The organism is Algoriphagus sp. AK58 (assembly GCF_014324365.1).
GTDB lineage: Bacteria > Bacteroidota > Bacteroidia > Cytophagales > Cyclobacteriaceae > Algoriphagus.
The window spans coordinates 147,153-172,742 of sequence record NZ_QEIG01000010.1 but is presented as its reverse complement, the minus strand read 5'-3'; the positions used below and the strand labels follow the sequence as shown (position 1 = coordinate 172,742).

Sequence of the window (25,590 nt, the reverse complement as noted above, 5' to 3'; positions counted from 1 at the left end):
AATTATTTTTTAAAAAAATAGTTTCGTATTGTTTCCACTATATATTTTGCAGAGTTACCATCACCATACAATTCAGAATTGTGAAGTCCAGGAATTTGATCCAAACACGACTGAATCTCTTCGAGATTATCAAAAATGAGTGTATTCCAGCCTTCTGAGAGAGTCTCAATCCATTCTGTTTCTTTTCTAAGAGTAACACATTTTACTTTCAAAAGATAAGCCTCCTTTTGGATCCCTCCGCTATCCGTAATTATTCCTCTTGCAAATTTCTGTAAAGAAAGGGAATCTATATACCCCTGTGGATCAAGCAATTGGATATTAGGATAATGTTCAATATCTATATTAAATGATTTAAGCTTTGATTTGGTTCTTGGATGTATAGCAAAATAAACCTTATGCTTAAGTAAAGATAAATTTTCAAAGATCTCTTTTAATCGGTCGGGATCATCAGTATTGTAGGGTCTGTGAATCGTTGCAAAATAATAATCACCTGAAATTTTAGGGGTTAATTTGGATTCTAAAATTCGAACCATATCACACATTACATCCCCTGATCTAAAGATCTTCGAAGAATTTATTCCTTCTTCATTCAAATTTCTAACGGCTTGATCGGAAGGACAAAAAAGTAGTTCAGACAATTGATCAGTGACCAACCTATTAATTTCTTCAGGCATTTCTCGATTAAAACTTCTTAAACCCGCTTCAATGTGAATAACAGGTATCATTAACTTAGATGCAGCCAGTGCACCTGCAATAGTACTATTTGTATCACCATACACAAGGACTAAATCAGGACTAACCTCAATAAAAACATCTTCAATTTCAGTTAACATCTTACCTGTCTGAGCCCCTTGCCTGACGATATCTTTCTGATCAAAAAGGTAGTCAGGATTAGGAATTCCTAGTTCATTAAAAAAAAATTTGCTCATATTATCATCATAATGTTGCCCAGTGTGGATGGTAAAGGCACGAAAGAACTTGGCCAATTCAATTTGAATAGGCGCATGTTTGATAAACTGTGGACGAGCGCCTACAACGGATACAATTGACGGGATTTTTACCATAAACTCTTTACACTTTTTAATAACAATAATTCAAAATTCTCCATACATAATTCCTTAGCGGCTCTATCAAGATTAGACTTAAAAGTAAATAGCTCTTCCCTTGAAAGAGAATGAATTGTTTCGGCTAAAGAATCAGGAGTAAAATCGGAACTAACTTTTCCAATTTTATATTCTTCAATATAATAACTCATTACAGGTGATGGTCCAATAACAATAGGAAGCCTCGCTTGAATGAATTCAAAAAATTTATTTGGAAGAGCCATCTTATTATTAAAACTATCTGGGAATAATGCATAAACCCCAAGATCATATTTACTAATAAAAGGGATAATCTCTTTAAAAGAGACAGTTGGGATTAACCTTACATTAGAGGTTTTTGAAGCCAATAAGGAAAGATGATTATAATAAGAAGTTCCATTATTAATTAACATAAGGTCTAATTGATAACTATCTCCTAAAGCCTCAAAGGCCTTAATCATTATCTCTAATTTACGGTCCGGATTAGGAATACCATGATGAATAAACTTCAATGGAAAATTAAAACTAGAAACATAACTACTAGTTGAATGGTATAAAGCCGCATTTGGTATTACTAAAGATTTAACCGAAAAATTCCTCTCACATTCATCTGCTATCTCTTGATTAACATTAATTAGTAAATCAACTTTTGATAAATACGTTTGATAAATATAACTATAAATGATTCCCCAGTTTTTTTTCCACTTTGGATTGTTCTCCATTTCTAAAGGATGATATTCATGCGCATTAAAAACGACTTTAAATTTTCTGTCTTTTCTCATAAAATATGGAAGAAAAGCTGCAGGATGTACAATTACTAATTCAGGATTGATTTCCTTAAGAAGTTTATTAATTTTCCATTGCGTCGAAAAAAATCTACCTTTAAATGGCATTCCCAAAAAAAGAAGTCTATATACTAAACCTAATGCTTTTTCAAAGTATGAATATTTAAATCTATTGGAAAAAATAAAATTTACGCGCCCTTCTGTTGGTGGCGTTTCACCTGTTACATAAATATCAAAATCAGAAATTAAACTTTGAATTTCTCTAATAACTCTAGGAGCATTATGCAAAGGATTAGTAGTAAAAATTAAAATCTTCTTCCTCATATTATATTATTCTTTATTTTAAAAACTGTTAAAATTTTCCGAACTTCATTTCTATTAATAAATAACAATATAAAGAAAAATATAGAAATAAGAATTAACTTCAAAAAGATTGTAAACACTAAACCAAATTCTGGAAAAAGATAAATAGAGAAAGAACCTAAAATAAACAAAATAATCATAATAAAATTTTTTGAAAAATCAAATGGTATATAGTAAAGTTTTTGAGACTTCCAAAACATATACACAGGAATTATTAATTGAGAAATACAAATAGAAAGAGCAGCTCCTTCTTTTCCTAAATAAGGAATAAGTAAAAAATTCAATCCAATTAAAACAATAGATGATAAAACACTGATAAACCCTAAAGGCGTTGTAGTTTTAGCAATTGCCGAACCTAATGAGGCAATACTAGTTATTCCCATGAATAAATAGTTAAATGTCAAAATACTAGCAACAATTTTTGCTTTGAAATATTGGGGAGTGGTCAAAATAATCAAAATTTCAGAAGAAAATATTGAAACTGCCATACATGCAGATCCCACAATTAATACAAAAAGTTGAAATGAAGCAGCATAGATCTCCTTATTGTTTGGTTGGTTTAATATAGAAAAAGCAAAAGGAGACCAAGCTTGCTGAAAAGCATTAGTTGCCAATCCTGTAACAGCAGCTACACTAACACCAATCTGAAACAATCCTACATCAATTTTATCTAAATATTCATTAATAAAAAAAACCCCTGATAAATTAACTATCCAAAATCCTAAACTAGCTGGAACAAAAGGAAATGAATACTTAACCATTGATTTAAATAACTTAAATTCAAACAAATTAGGAAAACCTAACCAATCTTTCAAAAGATAAAAAACCAAAGGAAGAATAATCAAAGTTCCAAATAATTGTGCATAATAAACCCCTTCAACTCCAAATTTTAAAATAACAACAAATACAACATTCAAAAGAATCAGCATAAAACTTTGAAAAAGAGATAAAAAAATAGCTTTTTTAGCCTTTCGTTCGAATCTTAGAACATTTACTCCAACGGAAGGCCAAACGAGTAATGGCAAGGTGAGAGCAAGTAATTTAATAAGATATATTCCATTTGAATATTCTTTAAGGAGCAAATTCGCCCAAAAATCAGCCGAGAAAAAAAAGAATAAACAAGCTACTATAGAAAAAACCAAATAGGACCATAACCAGGTATTTATTATTTTCTTTCTTTCTGAAAAATCTGATGAATCATAAAACCATCGGGCTGTCGAATTATCTAAAGCGAAAACAAGAATAATAGACACTAAAAAATATGCATTTGTTAATATTCCAATTACACCATAATCCTCCGGAGAATAAACTCTAGTATAAATTGGAGTGAGAAAAACGCTTATAAACTTTGTTAATATTCCGGAAAGTCCATAAATCAAACTATCTGAAGCAAGATTTTTAATGCTATTATAAATAGACGCCACTTTATGATATTAGACTAAAGAGATAAATAATTATTAACAAGAAACCTTAATTCAAAAGAAGCTTATAATAATCGTTGATTTTTTCCTCAGAAAAATACTCAATCAATATCTCCCTATTAGTATTAATTTGATCAATTGTAAGTTCTATCTCAATTTCAGATGATAAATTATTTATAGAAAAAATTAAAAGCCCCATTTTTTTTAGTTGATAGTAAATAGAATTTTCCTCATTCAAAAAAACCTTAACTCCTAAATAGAGAAGACCTAAAATATTCCCAAAAGCTTGTTGTATCAAGGTGTCAAAAATTGCAAATTTCACTTCCGATAATTTAAGATAATATTCATCCCTAGGCATGAAATCTCTAACAAACTCAATGCGGTAACCAAATAATTCTTCACCCTTTTCTACAACTTTTTGAATATATGACGATTCTCCATAGGATAATGGACATAATAAAGTTCTAGAAGAATTTAGCGAAAGTATTCTTTGAAAAAGGTCTAAATGATTATTTTCAGGAACTCCAGCATGTCCCAAAAGAATTTTTTCACCTAATTTAATATAATGTTTTTCCGGCAACCCCCTAATCATCTCCTCAAAAGAGAGAATTGCAAAAATTATTCTTTTATAGTCTTTATTAAAAATAAGGGCGGCATTTTCCACATCCTTTTCGAAAAAAGACGCGATAGTACCGATCCGTTGAAATGATCTTTTGTAATCAAAATATCCAGGCATTTTTAAAAAATATTTTAAGATTTCTTTTAATATCTTTAAACCTTGCAACTTATACAGATTATTGCTACCGATAAACTGATTTGTTAATGGTTTATATATTGCCCTATTATAAAAAGGAGTATTATATAGATCTCCACTCCAAAGAACCCAAATTACTTTATTCTTCGGGATATTATTTTTTTCTAAAAAGAAACCTGAAAGCTCATTGTGATAGTGAATAATAACTTTTTGATAAGAATTAGCATCTCTTTTATTCAAACTTAACAGGTAATCCTTTCTTAATATCTTAGGATTTGAATTATATTTAAAGCTATTTGAATAACACACATATCTATTAACACCAACCGCAACCTTTTCACTTCTTTCAATAATCCAATCAGAATAAGGAGAGTCTGGCAACAAAATCAGGTTTTGAGTCATTTAACCTTTTTAATTATTTCGGTAATCTTTAAAACTTCCAAATCGGATAACTCATAGTACATGGGTAAACGCAATAGACAATCAGAATAATTATCTGTATTCATCAACTTTCTCCCATCATGCTTTGTCCCAAAATATTTGCTACTGTGAAGACTTACATAGTGAAAAACCGCCAAGATGCCTTCATTCTTTAAAGCTTCGATAATTTTTGTTCTTTGATCTACATTCTTACAAACCAAATAAAACATGTGAGCATTATTTGTTGCAAAATTGGGGATTTTTGGAAGCCGTATTTTTGTTAAAAGAGAATACTCCTCCAAATTCTGGTAATACATTTCCCATAGGTACAACCTTCTCTTCTGAATTTTTTCTAAATTCTCCAATTGAGCAAAAAGGAAAGCGGCGATTATCTCCGATGGTAAAAATGAAGATCCAATATCTACCCACCCATATTTATCAACTTCACCTCTGAAAAAAGCAGCTCGATCAGTTCCCTTTTCCCAAATAATCTCAGCCCTCCTTAAGAAAGGCTCGTGATTTATAACGAGCATTCCACCTTCACCTGAAATAATATTTTTTGTTTCGTGAAATGAAAAACAAGATAAATGCCCAATACTACCTAAAGCCCTTTTAATACCGTCTTTCCCTATATAAAAACTATCTATTGCTTGTGCTGCATCTTCTATTACATAAAGGTTATGTCTATTGGCTATATCCATTATGACATCCATGTCACACGCAACACCAGCATAATGGACAGGAACGATAGCCTTTGTATTTTTGGTAATTAAAAGTTCGATAGATTCTTCAAAAATTCCTGGATGATCTGGTCTACTGTCTGCAAACACAATTTTCGCTCCCCTTAAAGCAAATGCGTTTGCTGTCGATACAAATGTATAGGAGGGCATAATTACTTCATCACCAGGTTCAATACCAATTAGTAAAGCAGCCATCTCCAAGGCATCTGTGCAGGAAGTAGTCAAAAGAGTCTTTTTAAAACCATACTTGGTTTCAAAAAAATCTTGACATTTTTTGGTGTATTTACCGTTTCCTGAAATTTTCCCAGTGCTCAGAGCATCTGATATATAGGTAAGTTCTAGTCCTGTAGAATACGGCTTATTGAATGGTATCATTTAAATTAATTGGAGTAAACTTTGCTTTCTATGGAAGAAGAAACTTTATAAAACTTATTTCTGATTCAGGTTGTCTTTTTTTATATCTTCTATCCGAAACATTAAATATGAAATGGGGGTATTTTCAAAAATCGCTTGATCGTACCTCTTTTTGAATCGATAATAGTGAATTAACTTTTCCAAGCATTATGCCCGATTTTACAAGGTTTATACCCGTGGATTGTTGTATTATTTTGCAATTTTGAATAATCTCCAAGCTCAAAATCATCACAAATTATCTGCCCGTTGGCTCCTACACAGCAATTATCTCCAAAAAAAATCTTTTTGCGGATCCATTAATCCCTCAAATTTTTGAAGTTGGAACTATAACTGTATTTAAACCTATTGAAATAAACTCTGATCGAATTTGCATATCTATTTAAATGGATGCTTAGCCAATTCCAGTTTGGCAAAAGGATGGAACTCACCCACTAGTCCAAGAGGCTTCATATGTCGGATATCATGAACCAGCTGAATACTGCTCATCGCTTCATCCAACCCAAATCCATTCCCATCTAAAATATGCTGGTAACTGTGGGTATGCAGCTCTGTGAACCCGTCAGAAAATTCGATTTCCTCACCTTCCATGGTCAAAGACCGATAGGTCCTTCCTCCCTTTGCTTTGACTGAATCAGGCAAAGTATCCACATTGATACTTAAAAACCACCTGACGCGGGCTTTTTCAAGCTCAAGATAACCTGCAGCCCGATCATGGGTGTGAATATGAACTTGATTGGTCTTTACCGGACCAAAAACCCAAGTCAACATATCGTAGAAATGTACTCCAATGTTGGTAGCAATTCCTCCGGATTTACTCACATCACCTTTCCAAGACGTGTAATACCAGTGTCCTCTGGAAGTAATATATGCGAGATCTATGTCATAAATTTTATCCTTTGGACTGTTCTGGATTCGCTCCTTCAAGGCTATTATGGAAGGATGTAGCCTCAGTTGGAGGATATTAAAAACCTTTTTGCCATGCTCTTTCTCCACTTCCTTTAAGGCCTCGATATTCCAAGGATTTAGTACCAAAGGCTTTTCGCAGATGACATCTGCACCTACTCTGAGACCAAACCGGATATGAGAATCATGAAGGTAGTTGGGAGAACAAATACTTACATAATCGATTTTATTTTCAGTTCTCTTTAGCTTTTCCACATGGCGATCAAATCGCTCAAATTCAGTGAAAAAATCAGCATCTGGAAAATGACTGTCCATCACCCCTACACTATCAAATTTGTCATAGGCGGCCAAAAGTCTATTTCCAGTATCCTTCATTGCCTTCATATGCCTTGGAGCGATATAACCAGCAGCTCCGATTAGGGCAAAATTTTTCATAGGTTTAGTCAATTAATTATCCGCAACGCGAATTTCAAATATTATAGATTAATTATCAGGAATTTGACTTAGAAACCTTTCCTTCTTTTAGAAAATAAACGTCTCCTGATTCAGGACAGATTGCCTTTCCTTCTTTGTCGAACACCAATTTGTGTCCGTATTCACTCATCCATCCTATCTGCCTGGAAGGATTACCCACGACCAAGGCATACGCAGGAATGGTTTTAGTCACCACTGCACCCGCTCCAATAAACGCATACTCACCGATATCATGCCCGCATACAATGGTGGCATTAGCACCGATGGAAGCTCCTTTGCCCACATGGGTTTTTGAATATTGCCCTCTACGGTTCACTGCACTTCTAGGATTGATTACATTGGTAAAAACCATGGATGGCCCTAAAAACACATCGTCATCGCAAGTGACTCCTGTATAGATGGAGACATTATTCTGAACCTTTACATTTTTGCCCAATACTACATCTGGAGAAACGACCACATTTTGGCCTATATTACAATTCTCCCCGATTTTACAATTGGGCATAATGTGGGAAAAATGCCAGATCTTGGTTCCCTTCCCTATTTCGCAACCCTCATCAATGACGGCTGTCTCATGAGCATAAAAATCTTTTTGATCACTGGACATGGTGGTAGTTACTTGGTTTAGTTTAATTATTTAAAAAAGTCCAAAACAGTCTGAATGATATATTGCTGTTCGGACACTTCCATTTCGGTGTGAATAGGAAAAGAAAGCACTTTCTTACATAGACTCTCCGCTACAGGAAAATCTCCGGAATGATATCCAAATTCCAGATAGGCATTTTGAAGGTGAAGTGGAACCGGATAATATACCATGGATGGGACTCCTTTACTTTGCAAATAGTCCTTCAACTCATCCCTCGAAGCTCCTTCAACCTGTACAGTATATTGATGGAAGACATGGGTAGAATTTACAGCCCTTTTGGGTGGATTAATATTTGGGTGATTCGCAAATGCCTGATCATAGCGATCAGCTACTTCATTTCTGGAGGCAGAATATCGATCCAGGTGTTTGAGTTTGACCCTCAATATCGCAGCTTGAAGCGTATCCAACCGGGAATTAACACCAATCGAATCGTGGTAATATTTCTTTTTTTGACCGTGGTTTGCGATCATTCTGAGCTTTTCTGCCAAGACAGGATCCTGTGTAAACATGGCACCTCCATCCCCAAAGCAGCCTAGATTTTTAGATGGGAAGAAGGAAGTAGTGCCCACCTCACCCATGGTTCCAGCTTGTGCTTTTCTTCCATCAGAAAAGGTATAAACAGCCCCAATGGCCTGAGCAGTGTCCTCGATTACTTTCAGTCCATGTTTTTTGGCAAATCCCAGAATGTATTCCATGTTTGAACACTGACCGTAGAGATGAACAGGGACTATGCCGACCACTTTTGGACCTAACGCTTTCTCCAAACCGGCAGGATCAAGTTCATAGGTGTCAGGAAGCACATCGACAAATTTTGGCTTCAGTCCGAGTAGGGCAATCACTTCGACAGTGGCCACATAAGTAAATGTAGGAACAATTACCTCGTCTCCCGGTTGGAAATCCAACGCCATCATGGCGATTTGCAAGGCATCGGTGCCATTGGCACAGGGAATTACAAAGGCTGAACCTGTGTATTTGCCGAGTTCTTCGGCAAATAATTTGACTTCAGGTCCATTGATAAATGCGGTACTGTCAAGTACTTGTTGAATGGCATGATCAATTTCTTCTTTGATGCCCAAATACTGGGAATGGAGATCAACCATTTGGATTGATCTGAGCTTATTTTCTAAGGATGACTCCATTGAGTTAATTTCTAAAAGAGAGGAATTAGCGATGATATTCTAGAAAGAGTTTGGTTGCAACAATCAGAACACCTAATAAGCCTCCCATAAACAAACTTAGAAACACCATAATAGTAAAAGAAAAATTAGAAGGACCATTAGGAAAAGAAGGTTCTATGAAGGAAGTGAAAATGGGAGTGTTGTTTTTCAATTGAAGTCTGGCATTTTCCAATTCTTGCTTCATCCCATTATACAAATTAAAGGCCATGCTGAATTCTGCTTGAAGCTGTTCCTCTTTTGACCTAGCTTGTTGGGAAATAAGACCTTGGTTAGAATCTCTGAAAGATGCCAATCTAACCTGTGCTTTAAGAAAGTTTTCTTCAGCTTCTTTTGTTCTTTTTTCCACAAATGAAAGATTAACCCTCTGTTTTTCAGTGCGATACTGGGTAACAAACTCTATAATTTTATTAAATACCAATCCGTTTAATTCTGCCGCAGCATTAGGGTCAGAAAGTTTGACAGATAGGTTAATCACCTTACCTTCATTCTCTATTTTGATTTTTTTGCTCAAAAATCCGATGAGACCCTGCTCGATAGGACTTAGGTATAAAAATTTTGGCTTTTCAAGGGCATCTCCCCCTTCGGAAGGGGAAGAACTCACTCCCTGGGAAGGAGTTACTGTAGATGCGGCATTCCGGATCGCTTCTGTGATCTTATCTTTTATTCTACCAAGAAAATTTCTTGGCCGCTCACTCACCAGATAACTGCGAAGTGTAGTTCTTTTTCCAATGTTTTGAAAATACAGTTCTTCGTCGAGAATTTCCTTTAAAAACTCCGGACTATACACCAATCGTGGATACAATTCAGGAGGAAAGGTTGCATCAAACTCACTACTTCCTCCCGGCAAAGAAACACCAGCCAAACCCGCCAGGCCGGAAAGTTGACCTATTCCACCAAGATTGCCTCCCTCTTTGATTTCAGAAAGTTTGGTAGAAGTAGATTCATACTCTTTAGTGGAGAAGAAATGGTACACCATTCCCAAGGCGAACACCAGTAGGGTGGACCAACCAATAATCTTTTTCCTCTCCCCTATTAAAGAAAAGATCTCAAGAATGCTTACTTGGTCTTTTGCAAATACTTCTTTTACGCTTTTATTCATCTATGCTCTGAAAAACTTAAGGTGTATTCGCAAAATCAATAATCTGAATGACTATCAGTCCGAATGTAGCAAGGCCTGTTCCAATGGCTACCCACTGCTGAGGTCCAATTGGTGGTCTCTCAGGTTTTTGAGGAACAATAATTTCTGCACCTGGTTCTACATTGGGATAAAACTTGAAAAACAGCAGGTTTCTCGTTCTCTTAACATCTCCATTAGCATAAACCACATAGGACTTACCTCTGCGAGCTTCCTCTGTAAAACCTCCCGATTTCGAGATATAGCCCTTAAATCCTCTACCAGACTCAAATCTGGCAGTAGTCGGAAACAATACCTGACCTCTCATTCTTACTGTTTGGAGTTCTTTCGGTACCCTAATGATATCACCCTCCATAAGTATCAAATCCTGAGAGGATCCTGGATCCCTTAAAATTTGCTCCAAATTGATCCCAACCAATTCCTGTTCCTTGAATTCAATTTTAACTTTAGTGGAATCCGACACATCCAATAAGCGGTTAAGCTTTAGATCTGGATCCTGATCTTCGAGTTTCTTTTTGAGAAGCTCCTCATCTCTTTTAAGTTTTTCCTTCTCCTCAAGTTTGGTAATAATCCTTTCTAACTGGATTTTTTCAGCTTCATTGAGGATGATGTCTTTTTTCTCCAGCTTTTGGACAACAGACTTTAGATTTTCTTCCTTGATTTCTGTGTCTGACTTTCCCTTATAGTATTCTGTTCTCCTTACCAAAGTTGCACCTTTGGCATAAGCAAATTGGTTTAAACCACCTGCCCTTTTGATGAGGTCAGAAATCCTCTCTGTTGCATTGCTAAGAGAAAATTCACCGGGATAAAATACTTCTCCTTCTACAGTGACCAACTTTTGTCTTTGGAACCCTGGGCTCTTTCGAATAAACACATGATCAAAGGGCTGAAGCGAAAAAGTGGATTCTTGAGGTTTCAACTTTAAATCAGCATCAATGTCCAAGGTAATTATTTCCGCGATTTTGCCCGAAACATCATTGCGGACTCTTCGTGCAATTTCAACATAAGAATTGGAAGCTGCTTCTTTAAATCCTCCTGCCTTAACCACCAAATCTGCCACGGTCATGTTTTCTGCGAAGGCATAAGCTCCCGGAATATTTACTTCTCCTGTAATCTGAACATAAAATTCTTCCCTAAGATCATACATGCTGGAAATACTGAGAACATCCTCTCTTTTCAAGGGGATATCCGGAACTGTCCCGTTTAAAATTCCATCTAGGTCCAGTGAAACAGATTCCAATGTCAGATTTTCCTTGGTTCTAAAAAGTATAGCCCTCTTGGTATAAGCATCTCCACGTAAACCTTCGGCTTTTTGAATGAGCTCTTTGATTCCAATTCCTTCCTCAGGGATGGAATATTCACCGGGTCTGAAAATTGCACCTGAAATTTGAACTCTGTTTTCAAATCTACTCAGCAACTCACCGACTTTGAATTCATCTCCGTCCTTTGGTTTAAAATTTTTAAATTCTTCTGCTGAAATATCCTCCACAGTCATTTGGGTAGAGGTAGTTCTTCTTACGGTGATCCTTTCTTTGTAGCCATTGCTTGAAAAACCTCCTGTAAATCGAAGTAAGTCCTCCAAAGATTCATCATCTTTCATTTCAAAGAAGCCTTCCCTTCTTACAGGACCGGAGATTTCCACTCTATTTCTAAATGGTTGGACAATAATGACGTCATTATCCCTGACGGTGACATTTGCACTATGCTCACCTTTGGTAAGAAAATCGTAAATATCCACTTCGGCGAATAATTTACTATTTCGATAGAGCTGGATATTTCTAAACGTACCGTTTTCATTCGGACCCCCAGCAGCAAACAAGGCATTGAAAACAGAGGCAAAAGAAGGTAACGTGTAAGTACCTGGTCTGGTCAACTCGCCCACTAATGAAACTGAGATAGTCCGGATATTCCCTAACCTGATTTCTATAAAAGTATTTGGATTGGAACCATTTAACCCTGAATAGATCTTTGATAAGGCAGTTTTTATTCTTGAAGAGGCGGCTTCTATGGTGGCACCCCCAACCTGAACCGGCCCGACATTAGGAATTAGAATTTTTCCCTCGGGATTGACTGTAAGGTCAAAGGATTCCTGAGAAAATCCATATACATCAATCAGTAATTGATCTCCTGCACCGACAACATAAGTGAGGGGTGTTGGAATGTTTAAACTTGGATTGAAATTCAGTTCTCTGTTGTGAAACAGCTTATACCCAAAAATTTTCTTTTGTTTAGGAGTTAAGTCAAAATAGGGATCCGATTTTCTCAATGAATCAAACAACTTGGGATCCATTTCAAATCCTTGGATTTCTCTCATTTGGTTCTGACCTGGACGACTGGTTTTTGAATCAGCCTCAGGCCTTTTTCCTCCAGTTCTAAGTTGCATTATTCTGGCCCTCAGCTTTGCCACTTCTGAAGGAGGCATCCCTCTCTCCAGAGCATACGCTTCCAGTTGATCCTCAGTCATTCCCACCGATTCGGCTCTTTTGATCAATTGCTCTATCTGGGCGTCAGATAAATTGTCCACCTTCAAATTTTGGATATCTGCCATCGATTGGGCAGAAACATCAAAAATAACTAAAGAAAAAAAGATCAGGAGTAAACTTGTTCCTAACTTAAAACGGTATCCAATCATCTTAGGGATTAGTTTTTTCAGAATTGCAAATAACGCAAGAAAATATGTGTTTTTTGGAATTAAGGATTGATTCATACTTGATACAGCTTCGCCCTTTCAGTCCCATTTTTCCGGAACCTAAGGGCCATTAATCTATAAAGGGCAAGCTCAAACTCCTGCCTGACGGTCAAAAAGAACCAAGCCACCGGAGGAAATCCTTCCGGACGCTAGGGTGAAAATTACTTTTCGGTCGATTAATTGTTCAATTCTTCGGGTGAGGTGACTAATGTATTCATCGTTGAGGTTGTCTCCAGTCACCAAGACGTCGATCACTTTGGTATCGCTACCCCTGGCAAGGTCACCGGTCAAAACAACCTGCTCCACTTCCCCCATCCTTTCCAAAATCTGCTCCAACAGCATGTCTAAACCGAGATGCTTACGGATGATATCCCGAATATTGGTGTAGAAAGGATGCTTCTCATTCGCCTTATATTCTATTTTATTCTTCTCTGTATGAGAAATAAGAATTCCCGCCTGAGTGAGATTATTGAGCTCTTTGCGAATGGCATTGGTGGATTCCCCAAATTCCTCAGCCAGACCACGTAAATGACTGTGGTTTTGCGAATTCACGAAAAACTTAATCAGAAGCCTCAGTCTTGTTTTTGAGGTAATTAACGACTCCAGCATAAAAAATACTTCTAGAATGAGCAACAAAGGTACTCATTTAAGGAAAACCCAAAAATAAAAATGCTCTTTTCGTTCAAAAAAGAGCATTTATCAAGAGATTCTTTACTATCCGCGATAAATATTTTTTGGCTCTTTTTGAAGCACTTTGCGGAATAAAACACCAGTCCATCCACTAAATCCCCCCAGAAAAAAGCCCAAAACACCTGTTATTCCAATTAGGGTCATTCCTGTACCCATTCCCATCAATTCACCCATACGATCAGGTAAAGGACTGGAAGTGACTATGCCCAAATAGATACTTTGACCAAGCCAGGTCAGCCCCATTCCCAATCCACCTCCCATAAAACCTCCAATTCCATTGGGATATAAAAGAGCGCTGATCAATCCGATTCCAATCATTACTGCCCAAAAGGGAGCAACTGGGTTTAAAAAAACGACCAATAATGCCGTAAGTACTGTCAGAAATATAAATCTCATAAGTTCAGTCTATTTTAAAATGGTTTTGAAAAGGACCCCTTCTGCAGTCTGTTGAGTCCTTAAATTAAAATCCAGGTAATCCCCATTTGCCCAAACCGGTATAAAATTATCGTAAAATTTACTCCCCGGATTTCCGGATTGACCGCCGGGATATACTCCAAAGGCTTGAATAGTATCTCCCAGCTCTACGACCATTCTCCAGCTTGCTCCATGCCTGCTTCCAGTGGCATTCAAAATTCCGGATGCCCCTCCAGTGTAAATATTGGATACCGAAAACGACTTGAAGTTGGGAACTAGATGCTGAATCGTGGTCTTTTTGTAATTCGCCCAGGAATAATCCCCTTCCTCCTCCTCCCATTTTTTCATGGCTACCAAGAGGGAATCAAATCCGGCTTGAACATGATAGGCAGCTGTCTCCATCACGTTGCTTTCTTTGATATCAAATACAGAGTCATTTGGAAATAAAGTCATCAATTCGATGGTCTGATAACTATTGGGACGTACCAAGGGCATCTCATTTTTCAACAAATCTCTCCAAATACTCTCAGCTGTTTCTGAAAACCAGATGGAGTACAAGGTTTGTCCTTTCTTGTTAGGATCAGCAAAAAAATCCCATGCTCGAAGTTCTTTTACATATTTCTCTGCCTCTGAAGATTCTGCTTTGTAAGTTCCCAATAAATTGAGCATCACAGGAAGTGCCTCCGCGGCTTGAAGATTATAATTATCAAACTGCAGCGCCTTCATGTCATCAACGGTAATCTGAGTCATTTCAGAAAGCCTTCGATTTAACCTTCGGTTTCTGTAATGCTCAAAGGAATTATCAAAAACATAGTAAGGGTAAGAAGGATCAACCGGATGCTGATTGGCAGATGAAACGAAGCCTCTTGCAGGATTTAAAGTACTGGCATTTTGATCGTTGGGAATGTAACCCTGCCATTCCATACGGGGATCAGCCCCATCCATCAAGAACTTGCCCTGACCGGGCCATTTCAAAGGAAATTTACCTTGAATCCGCATTGCAATGTCTCCCGATTTGGATGCAAATACAAAGTTTTGCGCAGGCGCCGTATAATGATCCAAGGCAGCATTGTAATCACTGTGATTTTTAGCCTTATTCATTGTCAGGAAAGTACGCTGCTCATTGGAGCCTTCATGGACTACCCAACGTAGCGCAAAATTGATATCCTGACGTTCAGTTTTAAACGTCCTATCATATACTACAGGGCCATAATGGGTATACACTACTGTATCCAGATAGGATTGTTGTCCTTTAATCTTTATCTCCTCAATTCTAAAGTCGGTTTGCTTCCATTCTGCACCATATTTATAGGCCTTTCTGGTATCATCCTGGAAAGTAATTTTATACCAATCTCTCGTATCTCTGGTAGCATTGGTGACTCCCCAGGCGATATGCTCATTGAAACCAGAGATCACCCCTAAGGCACCCGGCAAAGTAGCGCCCTTCACTGAATGCTCAGGATTACTCAGCTGCATGGAATACCAAAGGGAGGGCAAGTTTAGGCTCAGGTGTGGATCGTTGGCTAAAATAGGTTTACCGTTCTTGGTCTTACTTCCGCCTACTGCCCAGTTATTTGAACCTGTCCCCTCGATCGGTTGAGGCAAATTACCCAAAGTTAAAGCATCGTCAGGATAAGGAATGCTATCCGGCTTACTGACAGGTAGCGGTTGGAAGTCCCAAACCCTTTCTTTCTCGATGACTGGATCATTATCTTTTGGAAAATCCGGATATAACCTATTCAGCCCGACTTCACCCAGGATTTTTCTCAAATTGGAATACTCCAAATCCCGGTCACCAACCAACATGTCTGACATGTATTTAAGGAGCAAAAGGGATTTGTACGCAGACCAAGGCTCTGGGCGATAATTCAAAATTTTATATTCTACAGGAAGACGGGCGTCCGAAAGTTGTTCGATATACTGATTCACCCCATCAGCATAAGCCTCTACCAAGGCCAGAGTTTCGGGATCTTTTTCCTGAAGAAATTTCAAACCCAACTCGGCGCCAAATGCCAATCCTTTTCTTCGGGTCATTCGGTCCAGTTCCAATGCCATCGGCCCCACAATCTCTGAAATCCTTCCTGCAGCTGCCATGGTTTGAAATTCCATTTGCCAAAGTCTGTGCTTTGCGGTAATGTACCCTTGGGCACGATACAGGTCAGCATCATTTTGGGCGAAAATGTGAGGAATAAGGTTTTCATCATAAACCACCTCAACTGGTGAGGATAAATTTTGAAGGGAAATCTCTTCTTCCGCCAATTGATCCTCACTGAAGGAATTCTGCCAAAACCCGTGATTGGGATCCAAGAGTGGAGCTAAGGGAGGAATCTGGCCTAAAGGAATTGAAACTAGGATTGCCAAAGTGGCTGTAATGGCAAAAACAAGAACAAATGAAACGTATTTCATAGAATTTGTCAGGGGAATCTCAAGGTAAACAAAAAGGGTAATCTTGGGGAAAAGCGATTGAAGCTACAAAAAATAGAAATTTATCCACAAAAAAATCCCTGAACTTAGCCCAGGGATCTTCTAAGGAAAATTATTGGATGGTAATTGGGAGTTTGAGTTTTTCCCATCTGATGACCAATCCGGGTGCTTCAACATCAATCGAAAGTCTTTCTGCAGAGGAAGGTTCCCATACCGGTGACACTTCTACTCTCAAGACATCTTTTTTCTCATCATACTGGAAATGGCCATGCTCCAAATCCCAGTCGGAATTAAAAATTACCGTCCATGCTCCTGTTTCTTTTGGTATGGTAAAAAGAGAATATTTACCGGCAGCTAAACTTTTTCCTTCGACTACAATATCCTGTGGAATATCCACGAAAGTGGCCTCATTGGCACCAGTTCTCCATACTACATTGTAAGGAACCAAATCTCCCCAAATGGTTCTCCCTTTTACAGCCGGAGATCCATATTGAACTTTTATGGATTTGCCTGAGATTTGGCCTTCTTTAGTCTCAATAGGACTTGGACGCTGCTCGGTTACAGGTTCCTCCGCAGGCTGCTCTGAAGAAGTTTCAGTAGTTTCACTGGATTTGGGCTGACAAGCAAGGAGTAAAGAAAATACAAGTGCCCAAATCGACAATGCATAGCGCTTTTTCATAAGATGAGTAAAAGATTTGTTTGGGTTAAGTACGCAAAATTATAGCAAATGGTAAGATTTTATGAAGCTAAATCCTTTTATAGAATTTATAAACATCCAAAAAATTGAATAACAAATAACCAAACCAAATCTAGGACACCGTTCGTTCTTTAATCTGAAATCAAAAAAGGATGGGATTTTTTGAATAAAAAATCACCATTTTTGATTTTGGCTTAGAAATTCTCAAACCAAAACACCCAGCATGAAATTCCTCTCCGGGCTAACATTTGTCATTACGCTTTTTATTTTTTCGAGTGTTTTTATCTCCCCGGCCAATTTCCCTTATGCGGGCTTACTTCCATTTCTGATCCCGGTAGTTTTAGGATTTAATATTTTCCTTTTTTTGATTCTTGCTTTGGCTTGGAAAAAATTGGCTTTTTTGCCTTTGGCATGCCTGCTTCTTGGGTACAAATTTTTTTTAATCACCTTTCAGATCAACCCCAAAAAAGAAGATTCTCAGGGGCTAAAAGTTTTGACCTACAATACCCATGGATTTTTCTATCGAAAAGAAAATAGAGAGGAGCTTGACCTCAATGTATTTCCCTGGCTGGCGGACCATCCGGCAGACATCAAGGTTTTTCAGGAGTTTTACCAAGATTACACATCTGAGAGCAGAAATGCCGTCAAGATTTTCAGTAAAGACGGAGACTATGAATACGCCATACATGTCGTAGATGGCAACGAGAAAAAAAGGTTCATGGGGATGGCAATTTTTTCCAGATACCCCATTGTAAACGAAGGACTTGTTTTTGACAACCAAAGAAGCAACGGTGCCATGTTTGCCGACATCAGGGTGGGAAATGATACCCTTAGAATTTACAATGTGCATTTGGAATCTATGGCGATACAGGCAGAGGCCTTAGAAAATTATGACCAAGCCAAGCAAGTCTACCGGCAGACTCTTGGAAAACTTCATCGAGGAAGTTTAAAACGAAACGAACAACTCACCATACTTTTTGAGCACCTCAGCAATAGCCCTCATCCGGTGATCCTAATGGGAGACTTGAATGAGATTCCGTATTCCTATGCGTATTTTAAATTGAGTCAAAAACTTAAAAATGCCTTTGAAGTCGCAGGGAGAGGCTTTGGCTTCACGTATAACCGCGTCCTTTTTTTCCTGAGAATTGACCATATTTTCGCTACCCCCAGTCTTTTCCCTGTACAATTCAACACCCACCGGGAAGTAGATTATTCTGACCATTATCCCGTTTCAGCAACCTTTACCTGGGATGGGATGGAGCTTTGAACTTCTGCTCCCAGACTTTTTTCAGGGGAAAAAGTAACACCGGCAACAAAAAAAGATCTGCCAAAAGAGCAAAAATCAGGGAAAAACTGATCAGCAATCCCGTGAAATGAGTTACCCCAAACCGACTGAAAATCAAAAGTCCAAACCCTGCTACCAAGATAATGGACGTCAAAATGATCGCCCTTCCTGCTTCCATAAAAGTCCTTTTGATTGCATAATGGAGATTTTTTCCTTGAGCCAATTCCAGCTTCAGTTTGGACATAAAGTGAATCGTGTCGTCCACTGCAATCCCAAAGGCCACTGTAAAAAGGATGGCAGTAGTAAGCTTAAATTCAATTCCCAGCAACCACATCAGTCCGCACATCCAAATCAGAGGAATCACATTGGGAATCAATAGGATAAATGCCAGCCGCCAAGATTTAAAAAGAGCTCCGGCTATCAATCCGACAATCAAAAAAGCCACTCCCAATCCCTTTGCCATCTGTCGAGTGACCGACTCATGCCCCCGATCAATCAAATGGGCAGTACCTGTCCATTTCACTTTGAGTATTTGAGGATCTATTTCCTTTTGGACAAAATCAAGCAGTTCGGAACGTAATTCACCCATTCGCAAACTTCCCAAGTCAGGTGCCCGCCCGCTTATCCTTCCTGTAAGAAGATCTTCAGAAAGAACTTTCGGTCCTTCCTGCCTTAGAGCCTGATCGATATACCGCTGCATCCGAAGAAATTGTCCACGGGATGGAAGAGCAAAAGCTTTCTGGTTCCCTTGATTTTGAGCTTGATTCAAGGTTTTGGCTATGCTAAGAGGGGAAATAAATTCTCCCTCTCCAAAAAGTTCACGCAACTTTTCTTCCACTTTCTCTATTTCCGCCAAGGCCTCCAAATCCATCAAATTTTTGATTTCTGATCCCCTTTCCAAATACAGTTCCAATGGATTAGATCCTCCATAGTATTGATCGAAATAGGCAAAATCCTTTTGAATGGGATGATCTAAAGGGAGATTATCCAATAGGTATCCATTGATTTGAAGTTGGGTGGAAAGCACCAATCCCAATAAAGAAATAGAGAAAAAACAACCTGCAATCAATTTCCTTCTTAGAATGATTTTTTGGAGTAGGCCGGACAAAAATCGTTCACCTTTGGAAGGCAGTTTATCTTTTGGCTGAGTAAGAGGAAAGGTATGCAACAATCCGGGGGTTATTGCCAAAATGGCCAAAAACAAAACCAAAATCCCGATTCCGGTCCATAGTCCAAAAGCTTTTAAAGCTGGAATGGAAGTGAAATACAAGGAAATAAAGCCCATGGAGGTGGTAAAAACCGTCAAGGCAACCGCAAAAGTGAGTTCCTTGAAAGTCTCCTGAATCGCTTCTTCTTTAGGAAGGCCTTTTTTGAGCTTTTTGATCAGATGGGTGAAATAATGGATCAGGGCACTTAATCCTACAATAAGGAATATCGTGGGCTGCATGACCGACATGATATCGAGCGGCTTTCCGGCCAATAGTATCAGGCCAAGGGCCCATAAAATCCCGATAACCAAAACCAAAATAGGAATCAGAATGCCCCAAGGTTTGCGAAAAACCCAAAAAAGAACAAGCAACATCAGCACCAAAGAAGCCCCTATGAAAAGCCCAAACTCCTCCTGCATCAAACTGACAAAGTCTCGCTGAGTCTGAATTTTTCCGGCTACAGCATGTGGCTTAATACCATTCTGAGCCATGATTAGGACGATTCGCTCATAAAGGGTATCTCCTTCTTCCTTACTTAGCTTTGGATCATTTTGAATCAGAAATAGAAAACTGCTTCCATCTTGGGCAATCAGAGAACCTTTAAACTGGTCGAGTTTTTCCGCCGAGCTTTGAATACTTTCCCCACTTGACCAATCCAAAACCGGAAAAGTCTGAAGACCAAAGGCATTGATGATCGGAATCTGAAGGTCAAAAATGGAAATTAGGGTATCTACTCCACTCAGAGATTGTATTTCGGTTTTGACCTTTGCTGAGCGAGAAAGGAAAGCAGAGTCAAGCCAGTCTCCGTCCGGATTGCTAATTGCGAGAAGAAGGTAATCGTTATCGCTTCCAAAATTCTTTTCATATACTCCCCGATAAAAGGACAAATCCGGGTCATCCTGAGGAAAAAACTGCTCAAAATCATAGTCAAACTTGGGGACAGGCCTGAAAATCAACAGTAATCCAGTCAATAAAGCACTGATAAAGAGAAGAAAATAAGAGGATGATTTTCCGAACATCGGGTAAATGTCTGTGGGTTGAATAAACAGCCTTGACTCATTTTTAAAAGAGCAAATCGGAAAAGAATGTTTTTTAAATTCTTCGATTCCTTAACTTGCCATGGAAGTAAATAAGCCAAAAAAATGCAGCAATACCACGATTTGATGAAGCGAATTCTCGCTGAAGGAGTTAAGAAAACTGACCGAACCGGCACTGGGACCATTTCCATCTTTGGACATCAGATGCGATTCAATCTGGCTGAAGGATTCCCGGTGGTCACTACCAAAAAACTTCACCTGCGTTCCATCATCATTGAATTGCTCTGGTTCCTCAAAGGAGACAGCAACATCAAATGGCTGAAAGAAAACGGGGTTTCCATCTGGGACGAGTGGGCAGATGAAAATGGAGATCTTGGCCCTGTCTACGGCTATCAGTGGAGACATTGGCCCGACGGCAAAGGCGGCGAAATCGACCAAATCAAAAACCTGATTCATCAGATCAAAACCAAGCCAGACAGCCGTCGGCACATCGTGAGCGCCTGGAATGTAGCCGATGTGGATCACATGGCCCTACCTCCTTGCCATACGATTTTCCAGTTTTACGTGGCTGACGGAAAGCTTTCCTGCCAACTCTATCAGCGCAGTGCAGATGTCTTTTTGGGAGTTCCCTTCAATATTGCTTCCTATGCCTTATTCACCATGATGGTGGCGCAGGTTTGTGATCTGGACCCGGGGGAATTTATCCACACCTTTGGCGATGCACATTTGTATCTGAACCACCTGGAGCAAGCGGAACTCCAACTCAGCCGGGATATCCGTCCGCTTCCTACCATGAAAATCAATCCTGAAGTAAAGGATATTTTCGGGTTCAAATACGAGGACTTCGAACTACTCAATTACGATCCACATCCGCATATCAAGGCCCCGGTGGCGGTATGAGGGATTGGAGATTTGATGCTTCGACTTCGCTCAGCATAGGAATTTGAGATTGGGGCTGAAAGGTATTTTAGCCCCATTTTGTTTTTTATTATGGAACCCTTAGAAAGAGAAAAATTGATTCGATCCTATTTGGATGGGTACAATCAAATGAAAATTGAAGGCATGATGGAGCCTTTGGATGAGCATGTTGTGTTTGAGAATTATTCCTCGGGACAAAAAACCCATTCACTTCAAGGCAAAGAATCATTACTAAAGCAAGCTCAGGAGACATTAGCCTATTTTTCCAGCCGAAAACAAACCATAAAATCAATTCTGCACTTGGAAGAAGAAACCGAAGTTGAGATTTCCTATTGGGCGATTGCGGCGATGGATTTTCCAAATGGAATCCAAAAAGGACAAGAGATTAGCCTTGAGGGGAAATCGATTTTTCGGTTTGCAAACGAAAAAATCTCATCCATCACCGATTATTCCTAAGGAGTCAAAAAGAACTTTCCCACAGTTTCAAGCTTTGGAAAAGTTCTACGTGAAACTTAATCGGAAAGAGCCAAATCAATTTTTTTCGGGATAAATCCATCCGAAGTGATTCCAGATCGAAAACCTATGGTGCTTTCGGCCAGTTTGACTTCTCCCCCAAAACTTCCCGCTGCCAATCCTGCTGTAGCCTCGGATTTTATTCCAAAATCAGTTTCCCTAAAATTCCATTCCATGGATTTCGGGTCTTTAGTAAATTTGATAAATCCCTTAGAGCTCACTCCAAGATTGATACCAGTTCCACCTTTTTGAAATCTTTCCCTTACTCCAATATCTACGCTTGCACCAAGTCCTGCCGATACAGTAAGCTCTTCTACATTATCCCAATTCTCATCAAGCTTTACCTCCAATTCTCCCTGAATAATTTCTCCTCCGCTGATCGAAAAGGTATTGCAATTAATCCCTCCCTTGATCGGTCCCATACCGACGGTAAACTTTACAGGACAAAAATATTCCTCCCAGATCATAAGTTTTCCTGGAGCTGTCTCTTCCTCCTCCTGTCCAAAAAGCTCGCAATCTAAAGGTAACTCCGTAGGATACAGCTTCAAAAGCTCCCGCAAATCCCGTAGGTAATTGATTTGAGTTCCGGGAAAATCGGCCGCCTCCTGAGATTGCAGCCAAATCGGTGCCCAATAAGCCACCGTGCTATGATGATCCCGACTGATCAGTTCGAGTCTGACCACCGCTTGGTTGATCAAGGGTGCTGTCTCCTTGTAATAAGAATCCAAGGCTAAATTCAATTCCTGACACTTCAAACGCTGAAGCTCAGCCAATTTTTTTTCGCCTTCATAATCTTCACCCCCTTCGATTTTGCCCATTTCAATATCGTACCTTCGACCGATACCGCCTGCTTTTATCGCGTAAGCATCACTCAACTCTTTGAGCTTGGTCATGAAACGATCCTTTTCTCTCGTATAAGCTTCCTGATACTGCTGCAAACTTTTGAAATACAGGTGCTGACTGAGCATCTGCATGATCGGAATTCCTCCACCGGATAGGACTTGTTGGATGTTTTTCTGTGCGGCTTGCTGCATAGTGACCTCCGAAGTGGATCGGGGGATAGCTTCCAAAGTCAAGTCTATGGACCCCAATACTTCCTCGATCACATCCGATTGGTCTTCTGCATCACTGATCCCTTGGATGGCTTCGGGCATTCTGAATTTTTCCAAGAGCTGAGGAGTAAAAGGCCGCTTTCTTCCTTTGTAAATCGCATCTCCGACCTGTCCTTCCGGGTCGATTTCCTGAAGAAGAGCTACCACTTCCTCGTCATAGCTGCCCTCAAGGCTCCGTTCTGAGGCCTTCTTTGCAGGTTCTTTTTCTCCCTTTTGGTAATGGACAAATGCCAATATCTTGTTGGCATTGGGATGTAAAGAATCCTGTTCCACCGTAAGCTTGGCCAGTTGGAAGGCCTTCTCTACATCCCCTAAGTAATAATTCGCAGTGGCCGCATTGCCGAGCAAAAGGGAATTGTCCGGGAATTCCTTCAGCCAAAAGTTTAAAATCGGCAATGACCTGTCCGGATTACCTGATTTAAGCAAATGAACTGCTAGATTATTGGCGGCAAGCCCGCTTTCAGGAAATCGCTTCACCGCCTCAAAATCCAGATAAATCGAAGCCTTGGGGTTGGAATTGACCCAGGCAAGCATGGAAAGCTGCGTGAAATCTTCGACTGTTTTTAGGCTGTATTCCTGAATCCACCGATCATATAACGCTTTCTGATCGGCTGTGATTTGTGCCAAAAACTTACTCCTTACTTCATCGAAATAAGAGCTGAAAAGTGCTGAGGAGGAAAGATTGGCAATCTGGGAAAGTGAGGAAGACCGTTCGGGAAGCTTAACCTGTATCGGTGCGGAAGTAAATCCGGGTCCTCCGAGATTGAAAGAAGCACTTGCCGATTTCGGCTCTGAATTGGGGAAAGGATCCGGTCCCAGTTCATCCAGCTTTTCCAGATAGCGGGCCGGACTTTTGGCTATCATTTTTACGGGTTCGGATGCCGGTGCACTCGCCATATTTGTTACCGGAAATAAGCCCTGGAGGGCCTTGAAATCCATTTTTCCCTTTATTCGGTCGACCACCTGATTGAGATGTTCGTGAACTCCCTGCAAATTGACAAACTCCACTGCAATCATTTGCGGGACATCCGGACTCAACTTGGGATCGAAATAATCAGGATTGATGTAGCCGATTTGGAGATCCAGTCCCCAATCCCTTTGGGTCAGTTCCTTGTCGAAGTTTTCAATCATCCTCCTGACCAGATCCTCTCCAAAATTGCTTGGATGGTATTCCCGAACTGGCTTGGCCAACTCAGAGGCTGGCTGACTCATCAAGTATTCCCTTATCAACTCAACCGAGGCTTCATAGTCCTCATTGAGCTCGGTGAGGGCGGCGGCGATTTTCCCGGCTTCTTCCTCCTTTCTGGCACGGTTGTTATCAATGGCAAGCTGGATTCTGCTTTCCAGGTTTTCCTTGGAATAGCCCCAAACCCCTTCTTCAGTAAACTTCTTGATTTCAGCAATTCGCTCCTCAAGCTGCCGATCAAACTCCTCGGGTGGGGTCACTTGTGTAAATTCAAGTGCAAGGTTTTTACGTTCAGAATAGATTCTTTCCAAATCCAGGAGTTTGGACTCCAAGATTTCCTCTCGAGTAAAAGGGATAAACAGGGGCTGGTCATTTTTGCGGATCACAAAAACATCCAAAAAGTCCCAATTGGAAAAATTAACCGTAGTCTCGGGGGGAGGGCCCGGATACTGATAGTAATCGACATTTCCTTCAGTTCGGGTTATTTTTGGAATTTCAAAAGCCGGTTTTCCATTGATTAGATAAACAACCTCATTGCCGTTGGCATCCAAAACTCCACTCACAGGTCTAGCTAAATGAGTCAATTCATTAAATGAAATATCGATCAAAGATGGACCATCGTACTCAGCAAGCCGCCCGTTATTGCAAAAGGTTTTTCCACTTAAGACCCTAATGTTATAGGAACCCAATCTCTGGGTTGCCAGATACCAGCGGTTGGTCTCAAGGGATTCTTCCTGCGTAAATCCCTTCCAGTAGGAAAATTTAAAATCCGCATAACGTGCCCCTTTGATTCCATCAAAATATCCCTTGATCCAAGAAAGGGCAATTTCCAGCTTGGGAGCCATTTTTTTGGAATCAAAATTTGCGGTCAGATAGGCCTTCGGTCCAGGCTGATAATTTGGTCCAAAATAGTGAGAACCGTCAGGCGAAAGCCGCTTCCAAACCGGAGTGATTTCATCCACATTGCAGTCAGTTTGGGCAATGGTATGAAATGACCAAAGGATGCCCCAACAAAAAACAAGAAGGAATTTGGCTCCCGATATTTTCAAAAATTGAAGGTCAAAATTCATAGTTCGCAAGGGTTTAGGGAAGGAAACTTATT

Annotated in this window: 19 protein-coding genes; 3 read left to right on the top strand and 16 right to left on the bottom strand. The window is 39.5% G+C overall.

Annotated elements, in window-relative coordinates:
* Positions 1-2: 2 nt before the first annotated feature.
* From wecB to DDT91_RS11465, 14 genes are all read right to left on the bottom strand, one after another.
* The gene (gene wecB, locus DDT91_RS11530) at positions 3-1,064 is read right to left on the bottom strand and encodes a non-hydrolyzing UDP-N-acetylglucosamine 2-epimerase (protein ID WP_187176337.1); all 1,062 of its coding nucleotides are present in this window, start codon (positions 1,062-1,064) and stop codon (positions 3-5) included.
* Positions 1,058-2,191 carry a glycosyltransferase gene (locus tag DDT91_RS11525; RefSeq protein ID WP_187176336.1) on the bottom strand — a complete coding sequence of 378 codons (1,134 nt, stop codon included), beginning with the start codon at positions 2,189-2,191 and terminating at the stop codon, positions 1,058-1,060. The genes wecB and DDT91_RS11525 overlap by 7 nt, the downstream gene beginning before the upstream one ends.
* Positions 2,188-3,654, bottom strand: a complete 1,467-nt coding sequence (locus DDT91_RS11520; RefSeq protein ID WP_187176335.1) for a polysaccharide biosynthesis C-terminal domain-containing protein — start codon at positions 3,652-3,654, stop codon at positions 2,188-2,190. Before DDT91_RS11520 ends, DDT91_RS11525 begins: the two co-directional genes overlap by 4 nt.
* 46 nt (positions 3,655-3,700) lie before the next feature.
* Positions 3,701-4,807, bottom strand: coding sequence for a TDP-N-acetylfucosamine:lipid II N-acetylfucosaminyltransferase (locus DDT91_RS11515; protein WP_187176334.1), 1,107 nt, complete (start codon positions 4,805-4,807; stop codon positions 3,701-3,703).
* A complete protein-coding gene (gene rffA / locus DDT91_RS11510) occupies positions 4,804-5,940 on the bottom strand; it encodes a dTDP-4-amino-4,6-dideoxygalactose transaminase (protein ID WP_187176333.1) in 1,137 nt (378 codons plus the stop codon). The genes DDT91_RS11515 and rffA overlap by 4 nt, the downstream gene beginning before the upstream one ends.
* Before the next feature lie 414 nt (positions 5,941-6,354).
* Complete coding sequence (locus DDT91_RS11505; RefSeq protein ID WP_187176332.1) at positions 6,355-7,317, bottom strand: Gfo/Idh/MocA family protein; 963 nt, start codon at positions 7,315-7,317, stop codon at positions 6,355-6,357.
* 55 nt (positions 7,318-7,372) lie between these two features.
* Positions 7,373-7,963, bottom strand: coding sequence for an acyltransferase (locus DDT91_RS11500; protein ID WP_187176331.1), 591 nt, complete (start codon positions 7,961-7,963; stop codon positions 7,373-7,375).
* 26 nt (positions 7,964-7,989) lie between these two features.
* A complete protein-coding gene (locus DDT91_RS11495) occupies positions 7,990-9,102 on the bottom strand; it encodes a DegT/DnrJ/EryC1/StrS aminotransferase family protein (RefSeq protein WP_187176330.1) in 1,113 nt (370 codons plus the stop codon).
* 64 nt (positions 9,103-9,166) lie between these two features.
* Complete coding sequence (locus DDT91_RS11490; RefSeq protein WP_187176329.1) at positions 9,167-10,279, bottom strand: Wzz/FepE/Etk N-terminal domain-containing protein; 1,113 nt, start codon at positions 10,277-10,279, stop codon at positions 9,167-9,169.
* A gap of 16 nt (positions 10,280-10,295) precedes the next feature.
* On the bottom strand, positions 10,296-12,863 hold the full coding sequence (locus DDT91_RS11485) for an SLBB domain-containing protein (RefSeq protein ID WP_255502089.1): 2,568 nt from the start codon (positions 12,861-12,863) through the stop codon (positions 10,296-10,298).
* 231 nt (positions 12,864-13,094) lie between these two features.
* Entirely contained in the window at positions 13,095-13,556 is a 462-nt protein-coding gene (locus DDT91_RS11480; RefSeq protein WP_370539317.1) for an ArsR family transcriptional regulator, read from the bottom strand.
* Positions 13,557-13,718: 162 nt separating this feature from the next.
* Positions 13,719-14,090, bottom strand: coding sequence for a hypothetical protein (locus DDT91_RS11475; RefSeq protein ID WP_187176326.1), 372 nt, complete (start codon positions 14,088-14,090; stop codon positions 13,719-13,721).
* Between the two features lie 9 nt (positions 14,091-14,099).
* On the bottom strand, positions 14,100-16,514 hold the full coding sequence (locus DDT91_RS11470) for a penicillin acylase family protein (RefSeq protein ID WP_187176325.1): 2,415 nt from the start codon (positions 16,512-16,514) through the stop codon (positions 14,100-14,102).
* A 130-nt stretch (positions 16,515-16,644) separates the two neighbouring features.
* Positions 16,645-17,211: a DUF2911 domain-containing protein gene (locus tag DDT91_RS11465; protein WP_187176324.1), complete on the bottom strand. Its 567-nt coding sequence runs from the start codon at positions 17,209-17,211 to the stop codon at positions 16,645-16,647.
* 241 nt (positions 17,212-17,452) lie between these two features.
* On the opposite strand from DDT91_RS11465, the gene DDT91_RS11460 reads away from it, so the two are divergent.
* Positions 17,453-18,496, top strand: a complete 1,044-nt coding sequence (locus DDT91_RS11460; protein ID WP_187176323.1) for an endonuclease/exonuclease/phosphatase family protein — start codon at positions 17,453-17,455, stop codon at positions 18,494-18,496.
* Here DDT91_RS11460 and DDT91_RS11455 read toward each other — a convergent pair.
* Complete coding sequence (locus tag DDT91_RS11455; protein WP_187176322.1) at positions 18,471-20,741, bottom strand: RND family transporter; 2,271 nt, start codon at positions 20,739-20,741, stop codon at positions 18,471-18,473. The genes DDT91_RS11460 and DDT91_RS11455 overlap by 26 nt on opposite strands.
* 123 nt (positions 20,742-20,864) lie before the next feature.
* Between DDT91_RS11455 and DDT91_RS11450 the strand changes: the two genes are divergently transcribed.
* A complete protein-coding gene (locus tag DDT91_RS11450; RefSeq protein WP_187176321.1) occupies positions 20,865-21,659 on the top strand; it encodes a thymidylate synthase in 795 nt (264 codons plus the stop codon).
* A gap of 90 nt (positions 21,660-21,749) precedes the next feature.
* Entirely contained in the window at positions 21,750-22,133 is a 384-nt protein-coding gene (locus DDT91_RS11445; protein WP_187176320.1) for a nuclear transport factor 2 family protein, read from the top strand.
* A gap of 56 nt (positions 22,134-22,189) precedes the next feature.
* Here DDT91_RS11445 and DDT91_RS11440 read toward each other — a convergent pair whose 3' ends face one another.
* Positions 22,190-25,558, bottom strand: a complete 3,369-nt coding sequence (locus DDT91_RS11440; RefSeq protein WP_187176319.1) for a hypothetical protein — start codon at positions 25,556-25,558, stop codon at positions 22,190-22,192.
* Between the last annotated feature and the right edge of the window lie 32 nt (positions 25,559-25,590).

Bases quoted from the DNA above. Each gene is read 5' to 3' on its own strand.
- DDT91_RS11470 (WP_187176325.1), bottom strand. From the start codon at position 16,514: ATGAAATACGTTTCATTTGTTCTTGTTTTTGCCATTACAGCCACTTTG.
- DDT91_RS11460 (WP_187176323.1), top strand. From the start codon at position 17,453: ATGAAATTCCTCTCCGGGCTAACATTTGTCATTACGCTTTTTATTTTT.
- wecB (WP_187176337.1), bottom strand. From the start codon at position 1,064: ATGGTAAAAATCCCGTCAATTGTATCCGTTGTAGGCGCTCGTCCACAG.
- DDT91_RS11505 (WP_187176332.1), bottom strand. From the start codon at position 7,317: ATGAAAAATTTTGCCCTAATCGGAGCTGCTGGTTATATCGCTCCAAGG.
- DDT91_RS11495 (WP_187176330.1), bottom strand. From the start codon at position 9,102: ATGGTTGATCTCCATTCCCAGTATTTGGGCATCAAAGAAGAAATTGAT.
- DDT91_RS11445 (WP_187176320.1), top strand. From the start codon at position 21,750: ATGGAACCCTTAGAAAGAGAAAAATTGATTCGATCCTATTTGGATGGG.
- DDT91_RS11475 (WP_187176326.1), bottom strand. From the start codon at position 14,090: ATGAGATTTATATTTCTGACAGTACTTACGGCATTATTGGTCGTTTTT.
- DDT91_RS11500 (WP_187176331.1), bottom strand. From the start codon at position 7,963: ATGTCCAGTGATCAAAAAGATTTTTATGCTCATGAGACAGCCGTCATT.
- DDT91_RS11525 (WP_187176336.1), bottom strand. From the start codon at position 2,191: ATGAGGAAGAAGATTTTAATTTTTACTACTAATCCTTTGCATAATGCT.
- DDT91_RS11450 (WP_187176321.1), top strand. From the start codon at position 20,865: ATGCAGCAATACCACGATTTGATGAAGCGAATTCTCGCTGAAGGAGTT.
- DDT91_RS11515 (WP_187176334.1), bottom strand. From the start codon at position 4,807: ATGACTCAAAACCTGATTTTGTTGCCAGACTCTCCTTATTCTGATTGG.
- DDT91_RS11440 (WP_187176319.1), bottom strand. From the start codon at position 25,558: ATGAATTTTGACCTTCAATTTTTGAAAATATCGGGAGCCAAATTCCTT.
- DDT91_RS11485 (WP_255502089.1), bottom strand. From the start codon at position 12,863: ATGGCAGATATCCAAAATTTGAAGGTGGACAATTTATCTGACGCCCAG.
- DDT91_RS11490 (WP_187176329.1), bottom strand. From the start codon at position 10,279: ATGAATAAAAGCGTAAAAGAAGTATTTGCAAAAGACCAAGTAAGCATT.
- rffA (WP_187176333.1), bottom strand. From the start codon at position 5,940: ATGATACCATTCAATAAGCCGTATTCTACAGGACTAGAACTTACCTAT.
- DDT91_RS11455 (WP_187176322.1), bottom strand. From the start codon at position 20,741: ATGTTCGGAAAATCATCCTCTTATTTTCTTCTCTTTATCAGTGCTTTA.
- DDT91_RS11465 (WP_187176324.1), bottom strand. From the start codon at position 17,211: ATGAAAAAGCGCTATGCATTGTCGATTTGGGCACTTGTATTTTCTTTA.